18 protein-coding genes are annotated in these 16184 nt (G+C 54.2%); 8 read left to right on the plus strand and 10 right to left on the minus strand.

Going from position 1 to position 16184, the window contains the following annotated elements; all coding sequences use genetic code 11:
• Positions 1 to 374: 374 nt before the first annotated feature.
• The gene (locus KCG43_RS18115; protein WP_218386679.1) at positions 375 to 929 is read left to right on the plus strand and encodes a gamma carbonic anhydrase family protein; all 555 of its coding nucleotides are present in this window, start codon (positions 375 to 377) and stop codon (positions 927 to 929) included.
• Here the strand turns inward: KCG43_RS18115 and KCG43_RS18120 are convergent.
• The 4 genes from KCG43_RS18120 to tsaC are packed head-to-tail and all read right to left on the minus strand — an operon-like array spanning position 916 to position 3551.
• A complete protein-coding gene (locus KCG43_RS18120) occupies positions 916 to 1179 on the minus strand; it encodes a DUF1488 domain-containing protein (RefSeq protein ID WP_218386682.1) in 264 nt (87 codons plus the stop codon). The two genes, KCG43_RS18115 and KCG43_RS18120, sit on opposite strands and share 14 nt — an antisense overlap.
• A gap of 8 nt (positions 1180 to 1187) precedes the next feature.
• The gene (gene aroE / locus KCG43_RS18125; RefSeq protein WP_218386685.1) at positions 1188 to 2027 is read right to left on the minus strand and encodes a shikimate dehydrogenase; all 840 of its coding nucleotides are present in this window, start codon (positions 2025 to 2027) and stop codon (positions 1188 to 1190) included.
• A 56-nt stretch (positions 2028 to 2083) separates the two neighbouring features.
• Complete coding sequence (hemF, locus tag KCG43_RS18130) at positions 2084 to 2986, minus strand: oxygen-dependent coproporphyrinogen oxidase (RefSeq protein ID WP_192017614.1); 903 nt, start codon at positions 2984 to 2986, stop codon at positions 2084 to 2086.
• 7 nt (positions 2987 to 2993) lie between these two features.
• The gene (gene tsaC / locus KCG43_RS18135; RefSeq protein ID WP_192017615.1) at positions 2994 to 3551 is read right to left on the minus strand and encodes an L-threonylcarbamoyladenylate synthase type 1 TsaC; all 558 of its coding nucleotides are present in this window, start codon (positions 3549 to 3551) and stop codon (positions 2994 to 2996) included.
• A gap of 199 nt (positions 3552 to 3750) precedes the next feature.
• Between tsaC and purE the strand changes: the two genes are divergently transcribed.
• The gene (purE, locus tag KCG43_RS18140; protein ID WP_027251702.1) at positions 3751 to 4239 is read left to right on the plus strand and encodes a 5-(carboxyamino)imidazole ribonucleotide mutase; all 489 of its coding nucleotides are present in this window, start codon (positions 3751 to 3753) and stop codon (positions 4237 to 4239) included.
• Positions 4240 to 4241: 2 nt separating this feature from the next.
• Positions 4242 to 5366, plus strand: a complete 1125-nt coding sequence (locus tag KCG43_RS18145) for a 5-(carboxyamino)imidazole ribonucleotide synthase (RefSeq protein ID WP_218386694.1) — start codon at positions 4242 to 4244, stop codon at positions 5364 to 5366.
• A 91-nt stretch (positions 5367 to 5457) separates the two neighbouring features.
• On the opposite strand, the gene KCG43_RS18150 is transcribed toward KCG43_RS18145, so the two are convergent.
• From KCG43_RS18150 to KCG43_RS18165, 4 genes are read right to left on the minus strand one after another with little or no spacing between them, the layout of a single operon-like run.
• Positions 5458 to 6018 (minus strand): type I DNA topoisomerase, encoded by a 561-nt coding sequence (locus KCG43_RS18150; protein WP_192017617.1) that lies wholly within the window; start codon positions 6016 to 6018, stop codon positions 5458 to 5460.
• Positions 6019 to 6049: 31 nt separating this feature from the next.
• Positions 6050 to 6523, minus strand: a complete 474-nt coding sequence (locus KCG43_RS18155; RefSeq protein WP_027251705.1) for a DUF494 family protein — start codon at positions 6521 to 6523, stop codon at positions 6050 to 6052.
• Between the two features lie 2 nt (positions 6524 to 6525).
• Positions 6526 to 7620 (minus strand): DNA-processing protein DprA, encoded by a 1095-nt coding sequence (gene dprA / locus KCG43_RS18160; RefSeq protein ID WP_218386697.1) that lies wholly within the window; start codon positions 7618 to 7620, stop codon positions 6526 to 6528.
• Positions 7613 to 8296 carry a hypothetical protein gene (locus KCG43_RS18165; protein WP_192017619.1) on the minus strand — a complete coding sequence of 228 codons (684 nt, stop codon included), beginning with the start codon at positions 8294 to 8296 and terminating at the stop codon, positions 7613 to 7615. Before KCG43_RS18165 ends, dprA begins: the two co-directional genes overlap by 8 nt.
• Before the next feature lie 264 nt (positions 8297 to 8560).
• Here KCG43_RS18165 and def point away from each other — a divergent pair, with 264 nt between their 5' ends.
• The 5 genes from def (at position 8561) to KCG43_RS18190 (ending at position 14441) form a co-directional block, all read left to right on the plus strand.
• A complete protein-coding gene (def, locus tag KCG43_RS18170; RefSeq protein ID WP_218386699.1) occupies positions 8561 to 9070 on the plus strand; it encodes a peptide deformylase in 510 nt (169 codons plus the stop codon).
• 15 nt (positions 9071 to 9085) lie between these two features.
• Entirely contained in the window at positions 9086 to 10030 is a 945-nt protein-coding gene (gene fmt, locus KCG43_RS18175) for a methionyl-tRNA formyltransferase (RefSeq protein ID WP_218386702.1), read from the plus strand.
• A gap of 137 nt (positions 10031 to 10167) precedes the next feature.
• Complete coding sequence (gene rsmB, locus KCG43_RS18180) at positions 10168 to 11466, plus strand: 16S rRNA (cytosine(967)-C(5))-methyltransferase RsmB (protein WP_218386705.1); 1299 nt, start codon at positions 10168 to 10170, stop codon at positions 11464 to 11466.
• 92 nt (positions 11467 to 11558) lie between these two features.
• Complete coding sequence (gene trkA, locus KCG43_RS18185) at positions 11559 to 12989, plus strand: Trk system potassium transporter TrkA (RefSeq protein WP_327078759.1); 1431 nt, start codon at positions 11559 to 11561, stop codon at positions 12987 to 12989.
• Positions 12990 to 12995: 6 nt separating this feature from the next.
• Complete coding sequence (locus tag KCG43_RS18190; RefSeq protein WP_218386708.1) at positions 12996 to 14441, plus strand: TrkH family potassium uptake protein; 1446 nt, start codon at positions 12996 to 12998, stop codon at positions 14439 to 14441.
• Positions 14442 to 14460: 19 nt separating this feature from the next.
• Here the strand turns inward: KCG43_RS18190 and KCG43_RS18195 are convergent, their stop codons facing one another.
• Both KCG43_RS18195 and KCG43_RS18200 read right to left on the minus strand, forming a co-directional pair.
• Positions 14461 to 15129, minus strand: coding sequence for a hemolysin III family protein (locus KCG43_RS18195; RefSeq protein WP_192017623.1), 669 nt, complete (start codon positions 15127 to 15129; stop codon positions 14461 to 14463).
• Positions 15130 to 15248: 119 nt separating this feature from the next.
• Positions 15249 to 16043, minus strand: coding sequence for a sporulation protein (locus KCG43_RS18200; protein ID WP_218386711.1), 795 nt, complete (start codon positions 16041 to 16043; stop codon positions 15249 to 15251).
• Between the last annotated feature and the right edge of the window lie 141 nt (positions 16044 to 16184).

Below are 16184 nucleotides of genomic sequence, written 5' to 3' on the forward strand. Positions count from 1 at the left end.
ACTGTATCATTGTCGAGTGCCCACACAGATTGCATGGTCAAATTGTTAAAGAGCTTGTTTCGATATAAATCTTTGTGATTAATCTCTCGAAACGGGCGGCCATTCTAACCAATCGAAGTGAAGTGTCAAACACTTTTTTCAATTTGTTTTTCTAACCGCTTACACTGCCTAGCGTTTCAGTTTTGCTGCTCTGCCGTGTCAGTGAGGCGGCATTATAGAGAGTTCGATCACGTTGGCAATAGCTAAGTTGAAATAATTTTGTCATTTTCGCCCAAGCGACCAAGATTCACACAACCCCCTGTGGTTTTGGTGGTATAAACACCGGAGAAGTTCCGAGACTCAGTAATCCTGCTCCAGATAATCGAGGTAACCAGATGCAAAACTCACTCCGGTCATATAAAGGAATCACTCCCACAATAGGCGAAGAAGTCTATATCGACCCATCAGCCGTACTGGTAGGAGATATTCACTTGGCCGACCACAGCAGTATCTGGCCATTGGTGGCAGCACGGGGTGACGTAAACCATATCAAGATAGGAGAGCGTACCAACGTACAGGATGGGACTGTCTTGCACGTCACCCGAAAAAGCAACAGCAACCCTGATGGCCATCCTCTTATTATTGGCGATGATGTGACAATTGGCCACAAAGCTATGCTCCATGGCTGCAGGGTGGGTAACCGGATCCTGATAGGGATGGGCGCTATTCTTCTTGATGGGGCAGTGATCGAAGATGATGTGATTATCGGGGCAGGGACTTTAGTGCCGCCAGGCAAGGTATTGCAAAGCGGTTATTTGTATGTCGGCAGCCCCGCCAAACAGGCGAGGCCATTAACCGATGCTGAATTAGCATTTCTTCCGCAATCAGCCGATAACTATGTCCGACTAAAAGACGAGTATCTGGAAGAGAATAAGATCAGCCAATCATGATTTCGCCGTCTTGATTGAAGTTTTCTTCGTCAATCGAAGATTCGGCGAGCTCTTCAAGATCAAAACGGTACTCGGCAAAGGCGGCTAAAATGGCCGCCTCGTCAGTCAGTGCCATATCGGCTTTCTTTTCTAACCAGTCCAACCTGACCCAGCAACGAATTAACGCTCCGGCCTGCTGTGCAGGGAAACACACCGCCTGGCGCTCACTGTCCCAGCTCTGCAAGTCGGCAAATAAAATATCTTGATTCATAGAATTCTCTACTTTGCCTGTAAAGTACGACGCAACTCGCGCAGTACCTGTTCGGTACCGGGCCGCATGCCTCGCCACAGCATAAAGCTCTCGGCAGCCTGACCCACCAGCATACCCAAGCCATCAATCACCTGGCGGGCTCCTAATGTCTCTGCCCACTGATTAAATGTCGTTTGCTCCTGGCCATAAACCATGTCGTAGCACACTACTTCAGGATGAATAAGGGAAGAAGGAATCCCCGGCAGCGACTGGCTCAGGCTGGCAGAGGTCGAATTGATGATCACATCGAAATGCGGCGCATCAGCCAGATCACCCAATGCCATACCCGCAACCTCGCCATAAGCGGCAAACATGGCGGCCAATTCTTCTGCTTTGGTAAAGGTTCGGTTGGTAATCACCAGATTGGCAGGGGCCTGTGCCAGCAAAGGCAAAATGACACCACGCGCCGCACCTCCTGCTCCTATAAGAAGGATGCGCTTCCCCTGGATTGCAACCTGATTTCGCAGTAAATCCTGCACCAGACCTTCACCATCCGTGTTATCCCCGAGAATACCGCCATCATCCAGTTTCTTCAGCGTATTCACGGCGCCGGCCAATTGCGCCCGTTCTGTCAGTTGTGTGGCATAGGTAAAAGCCAGCTCTTTAAAAGGCACAGTAATATTACAACCACGCCCTCCGGCAGAGAAAAACTGATCCGCGGCAGCCTGAAAACCCTCCACAGGTGCCAGCCGGGCTTCATACACCATGTCTTGTGCTGTTTGACGCGCAAACAGGGTATGAATCAACGGTGACTTGCTCTGAGCAATCGGATTACCGAATACGACATATTTATCCTTGGCCTGATTCATGGCTGCTGTGTCTTCCTTATCACTTAATCACTTACTTAATATTCACCGGCGCCGGACTACCAGTCTCGGGGAGTCAGGTAATCGCACAAGCGGGCTTCCTGTGAATCTGGCTCTGGCTGAAAGCAATACTCCCACCGTGCCAGAGGAGGCATAGACATCAAAATAGACTCAGTGCGCCCGCCACTTTGCAGGCCGAATAAGGTACCACGGTCATACACCAAGTTAAATTCGACATAACGGCCACGGCGATATAGCTGGAATTGACGTTCACGCTCACCGTAAGGGGTAGGGCAGCGTTTGTCCACTATAGGCAGATAAGCATCCAGAAAACCCATACCCACCGACTGCATATAAGCAAAGGACTTTTCAAATCCCCACTGATTGAGATCATCAAAGAATAAGCCGCCGACACCTCGGGTTTCCTGACGATGTGGCAGAAAGAAGTATTTATCACACCAGGCTTTATGATCGGCATAAACAGTATCGCCGAAAGGCGCACATATGTTTTTGGCCACCTGATGCCAGTGACGGCAGTCTTCGTCAAACGGATAAAAGGGAGTGAGGTCAAAGCCGCCACCAAACCACCAGACCGGATCTTCGCCCTCTTTTTCGGCAATGAAGAAGCGGACATTGGCATGAGACGTCGGGATATAGGGATTCTTGGGATGGATCACCAGAGAAACTCCCATCGCCTCAAAGCGGCGTCCTGCCAGTTCAGGCCGGTGAGCTGTTGCCGAAGCCGGCATCTGGGCGCCAAAAACATGGGAGAAATTGACGCCGCCCTGCTCAAAAACTGCACCATCACGCAACACCCGGCTGCGGCCGCCACCACCTTCTTCTCTTTCCCAGCTGTCTTCGACAAAGCTGGCCTGACCATCCTGCGCTTCAAGTGCCCGGCAGATGGTATCTTGCAGCTCCAGTAAGAACGCCTTCACGGCGTGTTTGTTAACGTCTTGCATGCGTAAGTTATCCCTGTCGAAAAATGTGCCCTGTGGCAGCATCGCGAATTTCAGACGGATTGTCACGGCCGCCCGTTTCACCGTGCAGGATGGTACTCAGGTGATCGCCCAACTGGGATACCACCTCATCAACTGTCCGGCAAGGCGGTTCGCCAGTCAGATTCGCGCTGGTCGAGGTCAGCGGTTTACCAAATTCACGGCACAGCTGCTGCACCAGCGGATGGTCCGTCACCCGAACCGCAATGGTGGTGAATTGCCCGGTCAGAAAGGCCGGTACCTGGGGTTTGGTTGGCATGACCCAGGTCACCGGACCCGGCCAGGTGGCCAATATGCGCGCTTTCTGCTCATCGGTAAGCTGGCTGTCATCTATATAGGGCGCCAGCTGGGCATAATCGGCTGCGATCAAAATAAGCCCTTTTTCTATCGGCCGTTGCTTCAGAGCCAGCAGCCTGGCAACCGCTTCCGGATTATCGGGATCGCAACCCACCCCAAAGACGGCTTCTGTCGGATAGGCTATCACTTCACCTTGCTGTAACGCGGTGACCACTTGGCTTAAATTATCCACACTGTCCTCAATGGCTTGATACCGCACCAGACCCGCTGGCGACGGCTGTTATTCTCTGGGTCGTTATTTTAACTCAATCTCAGCGAACTGCATCAATTACGCCCCAGACCGCGACGCAAACGTTTTCCTTAAGGAAAAATCTCCGTATAATGCGCGGCAAACCCTCTTGCCTGATTAACATAACCCTAAGGAGTTCGGGATGAAAGTCGGTATTATCATGGGCTCAAAATCTGACTGGCCAACCATGCAACATGCAGCTGAGATGCTGGATCGCTTCAATATTGCCTACGAAACCAGAGTTGTTTCCGCACACCGGACTCCGCACCTGTTGGCCGAATACGCCGAAACCGCTCACCAGCGCGGCATTTCAGTGATTATTGCAGGGGCTGGCGGTGCCGCCCACCTTCCGGGCATGACCGCCGCTTTCACCAGCCTGCCGGTGCTTGGCGTACCTGTGCAGTCACGTGCGCTGAAAGGCATGGACTCGCTGCTGTCGATTGTTCAGATGCCAAAAGGTGTTGCGGTAGGAACACTGGCCATTGGTGAAGCGGGCGCGGCCAATGCCGGTTTACTGGCAGCACAAATCATAGGCACTCAGGATGCCGGCGTGATGGCAGCGATAGATGCCTTCCGCAAAGAGCAGACTGACACAGTGCTGAGCCAGCCAGATCCGTCTGAGGACGCATGATAATGAAAAAGGTTCTGGTTTTAGGTGCCGGGCAGCTGGCCCGCATGATGTCACTGGCTGGTGCCCCGTTAAATATTGATGTTATCGCCTACGACGTAAACAGTGAAAACATAATGCACCCGCTGACGCAAACCGTGCTCGGCCACGGACTGGATAGCGCGATTGCCCAGTGCGACGTCATCACCGCAGAGTTCGAGCATATCCCGCATGATATCCTGGATACTTGCGAGAAAAGCGGAAAGTTCCTGCCGGCGACAGCGGCGATCAAAGCCGGTGGTGATCGACGCATTGAGAAAGCCTTGCTGGATAAGGCCGGCGTAAAAAATGCCCTATACACTGTGATTCAAAGCCGCGACGACTTAAACACCGCCATTGCACATGTCGGTGTCCCTATGGTGCTGAAAAGTGCCCTGGGCGGCTACGACGGCAAAGGCCAGTGGCGGCTGAAAGATTCCGCCGATGCTGATCTTATCTGGCCGGAAATGGCACAATGCATTGCCTCCACCCCGACTCAGGCTATTGTGGCTGAACAGTTCGTGCCTTTTGATCGTGAAGTCTCTTTAGTGGGTGTCCGTGGCAAAAACGGGGACATTGCTGTCTATCCGTTAGCAGAAAATGTGCACACCGATGGTGTACTGAGCCTGTCTACCGCAATCCATTGCCCTGAGCTGCAACAACAAGCCAAAGAGATGTTCACCGCAGTTGCGGACAGCCTGGATTATGTCGGCGTACTGGCGCTGGAATTCTTTGATGTACAAGGCCAACTGCTGGTGAATGAAATTGCTCCCCGGGTGCACAATTCAGGACACTGGACCCAGCAGGGCGCGGAAACCTGTCAGTTCGAAAACCATATACGGGCGGTGTGCGGCTTGCCACTGGGCAGCACGGATTTGATTCGTCACACTGCTATGATCAATATTCTGGGGGAAGACACCCTGCCTGAAGACCTGCTGGCCATGGCGGGCTGCCATATTCACTGGTATGGCAAGGAAAAACGCGCGGGGCGCAAGATGGGGCATATCAATGTCTGCGCCAACAACAACAGCCAGCTGGAATCGCGCCTTGCTTCGCTGGCAGAGATCTTAAACCCTCACACTTTCCCGGCCCTGCAGCAATACCGCAACTAAACCTTTATACGCAGGCGGCATGAGCTGTCTGCGTCCTTTCAACGAGTCATCCAGACTTAACAGCAGCTGTTCCAAAGGAAAGGCCGCCAGATCAGGACGACTGGATATGCTGGCACTTACGGTTAGCACACTGGTGTTTCTCACCGTTGGCGAGCTTTTTTTGTACCAGCAACGGATAGCCACAGGCTTCACATTCTCCGGCAACGGGCTGCGCATTGACGGCAAATTTACACTTGGGATAGCAATCACAGCCATAAAACGCCTTGCCGTAACGACTGTTACGCTTCACCAGATGGCCAGTGCCGCATTCAGGACATAACCAAGTATGCTGTTGCGGTTCTGCAGGTGGCGCATTTTGCGTTTCTATATGGTGACATTCTGGGTAATTGCTGCAGCCGATGAACATACCGTAGCGTCCCTGGCGCAGGACCAGCTCATGCTGACACTCGGGGCAAGGTACGCCCAGCTCTTTAACTATATGACCATCATTCTGATGCAGCGGTTTGATGTAATCGCAGACCGGATAGGCGCTGCAACCTAAAAAGGGACCGTGTTTTCCATGGCGCATTAACAGAGCCGCCCCGCATTGAGGGCAGGGCGTCTCTTGGTGAACCTGGTGGGAAAACAGCTCAGGGTTAATTTTACTGGCCATACCTCAGGCCTTCGCTTCTGTTATGTCGCAATTAATGAAGATAGCCGTCCTCTGCACCATAAAGTAGTTCTTCCATCTGGCTGTAAGCACTTTCATTGCCTGGCGCATTAAACAGCACCATCAGGATAATCCACTTCAGATCATCGAGTATAAATTCTGTCGTTTCCAGTTCCATAACTCTGTCTATCACCATCTCCCGAGTGTCAGAACTCAGTACATGGATCTGTTCCAGATAAGTCAGAAAACCACGACAAGTAACGTCCAGACGATTCATCTCATCCTGTGTATAAACACGGATCGAGGTTACCGCACTGGTGTTCATATAAGGGGTGTGGTCGGTATCTTGCAGCGCTGCAAGTTTCTCTAGCCAGTTCAGAGCCTTATAAATATCTTCTTGGTGAAATCCTGCGCGTAGCAATTCTTCGGACAGTTCGTCCTGATCTACCATTAATTCAGCGTCACTGTGAATATAGGTTTCAAACAGGTACATGAGTATATCCATCATGACTAGCCCCTCCTCGATCTGATATAGCCACCGGGCACTGAAGTGATAACCCCTTGCAATTCTAACTCCAGCAATTGCGTCATTACTTCATGGACAGGTTGATCACAACGTTCAGCAACCACATCTACGGGTGTTGCTTCATTGCCTACGTTAGCCAACACCGCATTAAATGGCAATTGCTCATTTTCAGGATGTGGCAGCGATACGCTCATTTGACTACTTTTTGCGCAGTGGGTGAGTGCGCCAACCTCCTCAAAGATGTCGACCGGGCTTTCCACCAGTTTAGCACCGGATTTGATCAGCGCGTTACAGCCTTTGCTGCCTGGTGCATAAATAGAGCCGGGGAGTGCAAACACATCGCGATCTTGCTCCAGCGCATAGCGTGCTGTGATAAGCGAGCCGCTCTTGAGTGCGGCCTCCACCACGAGAACGCCGACGGACAGTCCGCTGATAATGCGGTTGCGGCGGGGAAAATGCTGCGGTCTGGGGGGTTCTGACGGCCAGAACTCGGAGACCAGGGCTCCCTGCTCCGCAATCAGACCCGCCAGTTCCCGATGGGCCGCGGGGTAGATGCGTCCCAGGCCAGAGCCCAGCACCGCCACAGTCGCACCGCCATTTTTCAGTGCGCTGTCATGGGCGTGACCATCGACCCCCAGCGCCAGGCCACTGGTCACCACATAATCCGCTGCCACCATAGCTGCGGCAAACTCCCGTGCCGCCTCACGGCCGTCAAGACTGGCATGCCGACTGCCGACAATCGCCAGTTGCGGTTCACAGAGCCAATGTGGTTCTCCACGAATAAAAAGGACAGGCGGCGGTGAGCTGATTTCCTTGAGCAAGCGAGGATAAGCCGGGTCACTTAATACTAATAGTTGTTGATTATCCTGCTCGCACCAGCGCAGAGCTTCTTGCAAGCGCTTGCTGTCCGGCTGGCGCAACAGGGAGATTTGCGACCCTTTGAGCCCCATTGCCATCAGGTGCGATTCGGGCATTTTGCGAATCTCAGTCACTGTGGCCTGCTCTAACAATTGCTGGATCCGCTGTCCGCCCAAGCCGGGCACTGCCGCCAGTGCCAGCCAGTCTTCCCTGTCACTCATGTTCGCGATCAATGCGTTTAGCGATATCGCCGATTTTTATCGGACCCTGACTGCTAATGACCTGAGCGAGGCTGAATTGGTCAAGGGTGTCGCCAATTTCCACATCGGCCACCAGCCGCTGTCCCAGCAATTGATGCTCAATCCGCCAGCGCTGACCGGGCTCCAGACCGTGCTCCGCGCCGTGATCCAGCACCAGCCAGTCCTGCATATAATGGTGGTCCTGCAAACCTCCCAGCACTCTGACAGCCTTCGGAGGGACATCGGACTGCTCGGCTGAATGGGGAGCCGTGGGCCTGAGCAGGCGATCACCCGGGCGGATTTCCTGCATCCCTGCGGTAACGGCCAGCCGGCTGCCCTGATCATCATTGGTCACCACTGTGACGCTGGCCACCGGCAGCATACCCCACACATCGGCGGCGGAATGATAGGAAGGTTCAGTCGTGCTAAATGCCCGCGTCGGACGATAGATATGCCAGGTACTGCCATTCTCGAGCACTTCTTTGACCAGGAGTTCATCTTCGTGGGTCAGGTATTGACGCCCGTTCATCACAGGTATCACTCTCGGGGCTAATCCCAGTTGCTCGGCGGTTACTAAACGCCCCGGCAACCCGAATCCGGCAACGGCCGGCGTTAGCGTCGACAGCCACAACACACTCAGCCATACACACATACGCATCGTCAATAATCCCTTCTCGCTACACTCATACTGCAGCTTGTCAGGCAAAGACGTCTGTGACTATTTGATGATTGGATCTTTGCGGCAGAATTCTCGCTTTCAGATTCGGGTTTCATCGTACCGGTAATGGTACTGACGGCCGGTATCACAGCCGGTTGTCCGGCAGACAAAGGCGTCGAAAGCTGTTCTTTGATGATGAAAATGACTAGAATTAGAGCAAATAAGCTATTGTCCTTTTTTATACGTCAATATTTACGGGAATCTATGTCTGTTTTAAACGTGTTAACTTTCCCTGATGATCGCCTGCGTACTGTCGCCAAGCCAGTCGAAGCGGTCACGCCTGAAATCCAGAAAATCGTCGATGACATGCTGGACACTATGTATGACGAAGATGGTATCGGCCTGGCGGCCACACAGGTTGATATTCATCAGCGAATCGTTGTCATTGATATCTCGGAAGAACGCAACCAGCCCATGGTGCTGATCAACCCGGAAATCCTGGAAAAACGCGGCGAAGACGGCATCGAAGAAGGTTGCCTGTCGGTACCTGGCGCCCGTGCGCTGGTTCCCCGCGCCGCGGAAGTCACAGTGCACGCACTGGACCGTGACGGCAAGGAATACACTTTTGAAGCCGACGATCTGCTGGCTATATGTGTACAGCACGAGCTGGACCACCTGGCCGGTAAACTTTTCGTTGATTACCTGTCACCTCTCAAGCGCCAGCGTATCCAGAAAAAGCTGGAAAAAATGAAGCGCTACCAAGAGCAAGTCTAAGAAGCCGAGGTTATCTTGAGCCAACCTTTACGTATCGTATTTGCTGGTACGCCTGATTTCGCCGCCCGTCATCTGGCGGCGTTATTATCTTCACAGCACGAGGTTATAGCCGTTTACACCCGTCAGGATCAGCCTGCCGGTCGTGGTAAGAAACTCACCGCCAGCCCGGTCAAACACCTGGCGCTGGAGCAGCATATCCCGGTTTACCAGCCGAAAACCCTGCGCGATGAAACCGCCCAGCAGGAACTGGCCGCCCTGAATGCCGACCTCATGGTAGTGGTGGCCTACGGCCTGATCCTGCCCAAAGTGGTACTGGATACCCCGCGTCTGGGCTGTATTAATGTCCATGGCTCGATTCTGCCGCGCTGGCGGGGAGCAGCGCCGATCCAGCGCTCTATCTGGGCGGGGGATGCCGAAACCGGTGTCACCATCATGCAGATGGATGAAGGTCTGGATACCGGCGACATGCTGAAAATCGCCTCACTGCCGATTGCCGCAACAGATACCAGCGCCAGCCTGTACGACAAACTGGCCGAACTGGGACCGGACACCCTGCTGAGCTGCCTGGACGATATCGCCGCAGGCCGTGCCGTGGCGGAAAAACAAAATGACGAGCGTGCCAATTACGCAGAAAAACTCAGCAAAGAAGAAGCGAAAATCGACTGGACCATGGACGCCGAAACGATTGAGCGCTGTGTTCGCGCCTTCAATCCATGGCCGATGAGCTTTTTTACCGTGGCAGAGCAAAACGTCAAAGTCTGGCAGGCCGAAGTGGAAGCCGATAACCAGGGCCAGGCGCCCGGCACCATTTTGTCAGCCGACAAACATGGCATAGTGGTTGCCACCGCAAAAGGCGCATTGCGTCTGGTACAACTGCAACCGCCGGGCAAGAAAGCCATGGCAGCCCAGGATCTGCTGAACTCACGCCGCGAGTGGTTTACCCCGGGTGCCGTGCTGTAAACAGCCGTGCCCCTGCAAACGTTTGTTAGCCAGTGAACAGCAGATTTGCTGTTGCGCTGGCTTTTTCATTCGCCGCTCACGCGGCAACCATGGCAGTCAGTAAACTGTCATAAGCTCATCTAGTCAGGAATTCAATCATGAATGTAAGAGCTGCTGCGGCCGAGGTGATCTATCAGGTGGTGGATCAGGGCCAATCGCTTGCTACTGCTCTGCCGGCGGCGCAACAGGGTATCAAACCCCGTGACCACGCCCTGCTGCAGGAAATCTGCTACGGCGTGCTGCGTTGGCTGCCGCGCCTGGAATCTGTCACTCAATCCTTGATGGACAAGCCGCTGAAAGGCAAACAACGTGTGTTTCATCATTTGATTCTGGTCGGTCTGTACCAACTCGGGTATATGCGCATACCAGCGCATGCCGCCGTGGCCGAGACAGTCGATGCAACCAAGACACTGAAAAAGCCTCAGCTGCGTGGCCTGATCAACGCTATTTTGCGTAACTATCAGCGTCAGCAAGAAGAGCTGGATCAGCAAGCGATGAGCCATGATGCCGGTAAATACGGCCATCCAGGCTGGTTACTCAAGCTGTTGCGCGAGCACTACCCGACGCAACTGGACGCTGTGACCGCCGCCAACAACACTAAAGCCCCGATGTGGCTGCGGGTGAATCGCCGTCACCACAGCCGGGATCAGTACCTGGCCCTGCTGGACGGCACAGACATCAGAGCGACTGTACATCCACAGGCCGGCGATGCGCTGAAACTGGAGCGCGCCTGCGATGTTCAGCTGCTGCCGGGTTTTGCCGATGGCTGGGTATCAGTGCAGGATGCCGCCGCACAGCTGGCGGTCGATTACCTCAAGCCACAGGCCGGCGAGCTGATCCTTGACTGCTGCGCCGCGCCGGGCGGCAAAACCGCCCATATTCTGGAGCGCGAGCCGGGCGCCAGTGTCGTCGCCATCGACTGTGATGAGCAGCGCCTGCTGAGAATCAAAGACAACCTGCAGCGCTTGCAACTGGACGCAGAAGTATTGTGCGCCGATGCCCGTTACCCGCAGCAATGGTGGCAGGGCAGTGCCTTTGACCGGATTTTGCTCGACGCACCGTGTTCGGCAACCGGGGTGATCCGCCGCCATCCGGACATCAAATGGCTGCGCCGCGCCGACGATATTGCGGCACTGGCGACCCTGCAGGCAGAAATTCTGGATGCCATGTGGCAACAGCTGAAACCGGGCGGCACGCTGGTGTACGCTACCTGCTCCATCCTGCCGCAGGAAAACCGCGAGCAAGTGAAAGCCTTCCTGTCGCGCACGCCAGACGCTGTGCTGGCCGAAGGGACAGAGAACGGCACCCCTGATGCGCCAGGGCGCCAAATCCTGCCAGGTGAAGAGGACATGGACGGCTTCTATTACGCGGTGCTGGAGAAACGCCTGACGGTCTGATCCCGTGGTGAGAGAAGTCTCTGCGTATTCCGCAAAGCAAGGTTAAGTCTTTGTGCAAACGGGTTGAAATTGCTGCTTCTCTCGCCAACTCAGTGTACCCTAACGACAAACAGCAAGGATCTGAGAACACTCATCAGGCATCAGCTATGAAAATTATCATTCTTGGCGCAGGCCAGGTCGGCGGTACGCTGGCAGAAAACCTGGTTGGCGAGAACAATGACATCACTATTGTCGACTCCAACCCTGAACGCTTGCGCGAATTGCAGGACAAATACGATTTGCGGGTAGTGCAGGGGTATGCCAGCCATCCCCGCACCCTCAGGGATGCCGGCGCGCAGGACGCAGACATGCTGGTCGCAGTCACCAATTCTGACGAAACCAACATGATTGCCTGTCAAATCGCCTTTTCTCTGTTCAATACCCCGAACCGGGTGGCCCGTATCCGTTCACCGGAATACCTCAAAGAAAAACATCAGCTGTTCCATACCGACGCAGTGCCGGTCGATCACCTGATTGCGCCGGAAGAATTGGTGACAGGTTATATCGAACGCCTGATTGCCTATCCGGGGGCGCTGCAGGTGGTGGGCTTTGCCGATAATAAAGTTGGGCTGGTGGCGGTAAAAGCCTATTACGGCGGCCCACTGGTCGGTAATGCACTGTCCGCACTGCGTGAGCACATGCCGCACGTCGATACCCGTGTCGCGGCAATTTTCCGTCAGGGCCGGCCTATCCGTCCGCAGGGGACCACCATTATCGAAGCCGATGATGAAGTATTTTTTGTCGCCGCCAGCAACCATATCCGTTCAGTGATGAGTGAGCTGCAGCGACTGGAAAAACCCTACAAGCGGCTGATGATAGTCGGGGGCGGTAACATAGGTGCCGGTCTGGCGAAAAGGCTGGAGAACAGCTACAGCGTGAAGCTGATTGAGCACAACCCGCAGCGGGCGGAAAGCTTATCGGAAATGCTGACCAACACCATAGTCTTCTGTGGTGATGCCTCTGATCAGGAACTGCTGAGCGAAGAGCATATCGAGCAGATAGACGTCTTCATCGCCGTCACCAACGATGACGAAGCCAATATCATGTCGGCCATGCTGGCCAAACGCATGGGTGCCAAGAAGGTGATGGTGCTAATCCAGCGCGGCGCTTACGTCGATCTGGTGCAGGGCGGCACCATCGATATTGCGATTTCGCCGCAGCAGGCCACGATTTCTGCCTTGCTGACCCATGTGCGTAAAGCCGATATCGTCAACGTTTCCTCGCTGAGGCGCGGAGCGGCAGAAGCGATTGAGGCCATAGCGCACGGCGATGCCAGCACCTCGAAAGTGGTTGGCAAAGCCATAGGGGATATCAAGCTGCCGCCGGGCACCACTATTGGCGCCATAGTGCGCGGTGAAGAAGTACTGATTGCTCATGACCGTACCGTGATTGAACAGGACGACCACGTGGTCATGTTCCTGGTCGACAAGAAGTACATCCCGGATGTAGAACGTCTGTTCCAGCCCAGTCCATTCTTCCTCTGAGCAGCTATGGTTAATCTTCGTCCGATCATCTTTGTCATAGGGCTGGTCTTGTCCAAGATCGCCCTCTTTATGTACCTGCCCACCATTCTGGCATTTTTGACCGGTTCGGGCGGTTTCATTGATTTTGCAACCGCAGTCATCATTACCCATATCGTGGCATTTGCTTGCCTGACCTTCGGCAAAGTCACAGATTTCAAGCTCGGGGTCAGGGACATGTTCCTGCTGACCACTCTGGTCTGGACTGTCGCCAGTGCGTTTGCCGCGCTGCCCTTTATGCTGATTAACCACATCAGTTTTACCGACGCCTATTTCGAAACCATGTCGGGCATCACCACGACAGGGTCAACGGTACTGAGCGGGCTCGATGACATGGCCCCCAGCATTCTGCTGTGGCGTTCCACCTTACAATGGCTGGGCGGGATCGGCTTTATCGTGATGGGGGTGGCCATTTTGCCAATGCTCAACGTTGGCGGAATGCGCTTGTTCCAGACTGAATCCTCAGACTGGTCGGAGAAAAGTTCCCCGCGTACCAAAAACGTAGCCTCCAACATAGTGACCGTCTATCTCAGTCTGACAGGGCTGTGTATTCTCGGCTATATGGCAGCGGGCATGAATACCTTCGATGCGGTCAACCATGCTTTCACCACCTTATCAACCGGTGGTTATTCCACCTCAGACGGCTCGATGAACCACTTCTCACCGGCAGCGCACTGGATAGCCGTTGTGTTTATGTTTGCCGGCGGGTTGCCGTTTCTGCTCTTTGTGCAGATGCTGCGCAAAAAGCAGCCGGCTTCATTGCTGCGGGACGCGCAGGTCCGGGGGTACACGGTCACTGTCCTGATAGTCAGCCTGATGGTCGCTCTCTGGCTGTGCTGGCAGGATGGGTATGATTTCAGTCATGCCATTCGGGTAGCCATGTTCAATATCGTTTCCGTGATCACCACGACAGGGTTCGGGCTGGAAGATTTTACCGCCTGGGGCGCATTTCCGACCGTGGTATTTGCCTTCATGATGCTGGTCGGCGGCTGCTCAGGATCGACTGCTGGCGGCTTCAAAGTGTTCCGTTTTCAGGTTGCCATCGCCTTGCTGCGCAAACAGCTGATGCAGCTGATCCACCCGTCAGGGGTGTTTATTCAGCGGTATAATCAAAGACCGGTCACAGATGCGATTGTCCGCTCTGTGGTGGCCTTCGCCCTGACCTTTATTATGACCATCATCATTATTGCCGCATTACTGGCGATGCTGGGATTAGATCCGATCACCAGTATCAGCGGCTCAGTCACAGCCGTGGCCAATGTGGGGCCGGGCATGGGCGCTATTATTGGCCCGACAGGTAATTTCGCCTCCCTGCCGGATGCCGCCAAATGGATCCTCAGCCTCGGCATGCTGATGGGTCGATTAGAGATCCTGACGGTACTGGTACTGGCATTCCCGGCTTTCTGGAAAAACTGACCCGTTGCACATTGCCGGTCTAACCCGGCAGCCCGGCTGTTGGCGCTACATACCAGTAAATAGCCAGAAAATGGCAGACCGTGCCGCCCAGCACAAACAGATGCCAGATGGCGTGATTGTAGGGAATCCGCTGATTAACGTAGAACACCACGCCAAGGGAATACACCACACCGCCTACGGCCAGCCATATCAGTCCGGCCGCCGACATGGCCATCGCCAGCGGATACACAGCCACCAGAGACAACCATCCCATCGCCAGATAGATCACCAGAGATAAACGCTTGAAGTGATAGATAAACACCACTTTGAACATGATCCCCAGCAAGGCTACCGCCCAGATCACGGCCATCAGCGTCACCGCCAGCGGCGTCCGCAGGGTAATCAACAGGAAAGGGGTGTAAGTGCCGGCTATCAGCAGGTAGATCGCACAGTGATCTAAGGTTTTCAGAACGCGCTTTGCCCGCTCAAACGGAATAGCGTGATACAGGGTGGAGGCGAGATACAGTAAAATGATGCTGGCGCCATAAATGCTCAGGCTGGCCACACTGAGCGCATCGGCATTCACTTCCACTGCCCGCATCAGCAGCATCACCAGAGCGACTATGCCGAAAATCATCCCGGCGCCGTGACTGAGGCTGTTGGCGATTTCCTCAGCTACCGAGTACGCCATTTTTTGTTGCTTGCCCATCAATGCTATCCGTTGTCTCTGAACTTTCCAGCAGTATGGCACAGTTTAGCTTACACGTGTAAGCTGAATTTTATGGCACCGCCGTGACAGCACAGTTAGCTGTATTCATGGTGCGTGACTCAGAGATCGTCGACCTGCTCCAGATACCTTATCACCCGCTCCCCGGCTTCTGACGGAGACAGCCCCAACGGCAAACGCAACTGGCGTTTGAGCTCACTGCTGCCGAGCAGGCCCGACAGCAATCCACCCACCCCGCGCTGACGACGATCAATCGAGAACCACAGCTTCAGGCAGTCATCTTCACGCTGAGTGATCAACTCCAGTTCACGCCAACGGCCATGAAAGGGGCCAGAAACAGGTACAAACTCAAATACCTGCACAAAGGGCAGATCAAAACCGCGCACCGCTTCACATTCCACCTGTAATATACGCAGTCCTGCTTGCTCAAGGGCAGTAAACACACCGTCAAGCAAAGGATCCGGCCGCACGGTCAGGGAGTCTTTATCTTTGGGATCCAAGGCCGATGGCACATCCAGGTGCGTTTCCAGCCACACACCCGAATAGCCGATAGTGATTGGGGTGTTGAGCGGCAATTCAAACCGGCAGTCAAACTGGCGATCTTCACCGGCAGCCAGCGTAAAGGCCTGCGGCAAATGCCACTGTGCCAGAGTATGTGTTCGGGTGATTTTTTCCATCCGCCGTTCGCTGTCACCCCGGCTGACAGCCTGCTCATCTTCAAAGCTGCAGCACAGATACAAATGCACATTATCCACCGCCTGCGCAACTTTGCCGCCTTTGACCTCAATACGAACGGGCAGAGCCTGACCCGGGATCAGCACTTCGGTTTCCAATACTGTATCAACTCTGGCACCACCCAAACCGAAACTGGCCAGTGTTTTATGAAAAAGCGACATAATGGCTCCTTGTCCGTATTCATCCGTAACGAAGTATGAAACCAGTTTATATAGCCAATTCTGGTTGAGCAAGGCATGTACTGAAACTGACAGCGTTTGGGTTCAGGCAAAGCCGTCTGGTATAATCCCCACTAAAAGTAA

This window comes from Photobacterium sp. WH24, assembly GCF_019204055.1.
Classification (GTDB): domain Bacteria; phylum Pseudomonadota; class Gammaproteobacteria; order Enterobacterales; family Vibrionaceae; genus Photobacterium; species Photobacterium arenosum.

What these genes read in the sequence shown, in the direction of transcription:
- KCG43_RS18145 (WP_218386694.1), top strand. Translation starts at nt 4,242, where the DNA reads ATGAAAAAGGTTCTGGTTTTAGGTGCCGGGCAGCTGGCCCGCATGATG.
- KCG43_RS18155 (WP_027251705.1), bottom strand. Translation starts at nt 6,523, where the DNA reads ATGATGGATATACTCATGTACCTGTTTGAAACCTATATTCACAGTGAC.
- KCG43_RS18195 (WP_192017623.1), bottom strand. Translation starts at nt 15,129, where the DNA reads ATGGGCAAGCAACAAAAAATGGCGTACTCGGTAGCTGAGGAAATCGCC.
- KCG43_RS18150 (WP_192017617.1), bottom strand. Translation starts at nt 6,018, where the DNA reads ATGGCCAGTAAAATTAACCCTGAGCTGTTTTCCCACCAGGTTCACCAA.
- hemF (WP_192017614.1), bottom strand. Translation starts at nt 2,986, where the DNA reads ATGCAAGACGTTAACAAACACGCCGTGAAGGCGTTCTTACTGGAGCTG.
- rsmB (WP_218386705.1), top strand. Translation starts at nt 10,168, where the DNA reads ATGAATGTAAGAGCTGCTGCGGCCGAGGTGATCTATCAGGTGGTGGAT.
- KCG43_RS18200 (WP_218386711.1), bottom strand. Translation starts at nt 16,043, where the DNA reads ATGTCGCTTTTTCATAAAACACTGGCCAGTTTCGGTTTGGGTGGTGCC.
- aroE (WP_218386685.1), bottom strand. Translation starts at nt 2,027, where the DNA reads ATGAATCAGGCCAAGGATAAATATGTCGTATTCGGTAATCCGATTGCT.
- def (WP_218386699.1), top strand. Translation starts at nt 8,561, where the DNA reads ATGTCTGTTTTAAACGTGTTAACTTTCCCTGATGATCGCCTGCGTACT.
- KCG43_RS18165 (WP_192017619.1), bottom strand. Translation starts at nt 8,296, where the DNA reads ATGCGTATGTGTGTATGGCTGAGTGTGTTGTGGCTGTCGACGCTAACG.
- KCG43_RS18115 (WP_218386679.1), top strand. Translation starts at nt 375, where the DNA reads ATGCAAAACTCACTCCGGTCATATAAAGGAATCACTCCCACAATAGGC.
- KCG43_RS18120 (WP_218386682.1), bottom strand. Translation starts at nt 1,179, where the DNA reads ATGAATCAAGATATTTTATTTGCCGACTTGCAGAGCTGGGACAGTGAG.
- KCG43_RS18190 (WP_218386708.1), top strand. Translation starts at nt 12,996, where the DNA reads ATGGTTAATCTTCGTCCGATCATCTTTGTCATAGGGCTGGTCTTGTCC.
- dprA (WP_218386697.1), bottom strand. Translation starts at nt 7,620, where the DNA reads ATGAGTGACAGGGAAGACTGGCTGGCACTGGCGGCAGTGCCCGGCTTG.
- purE (WP_027251702.1), top strand. Translation starts at nt 3,751, where the DNA reads ATGAAAGTCGGTATTATCATGGGCTCAAAATCTGACTGGCCAACCATG.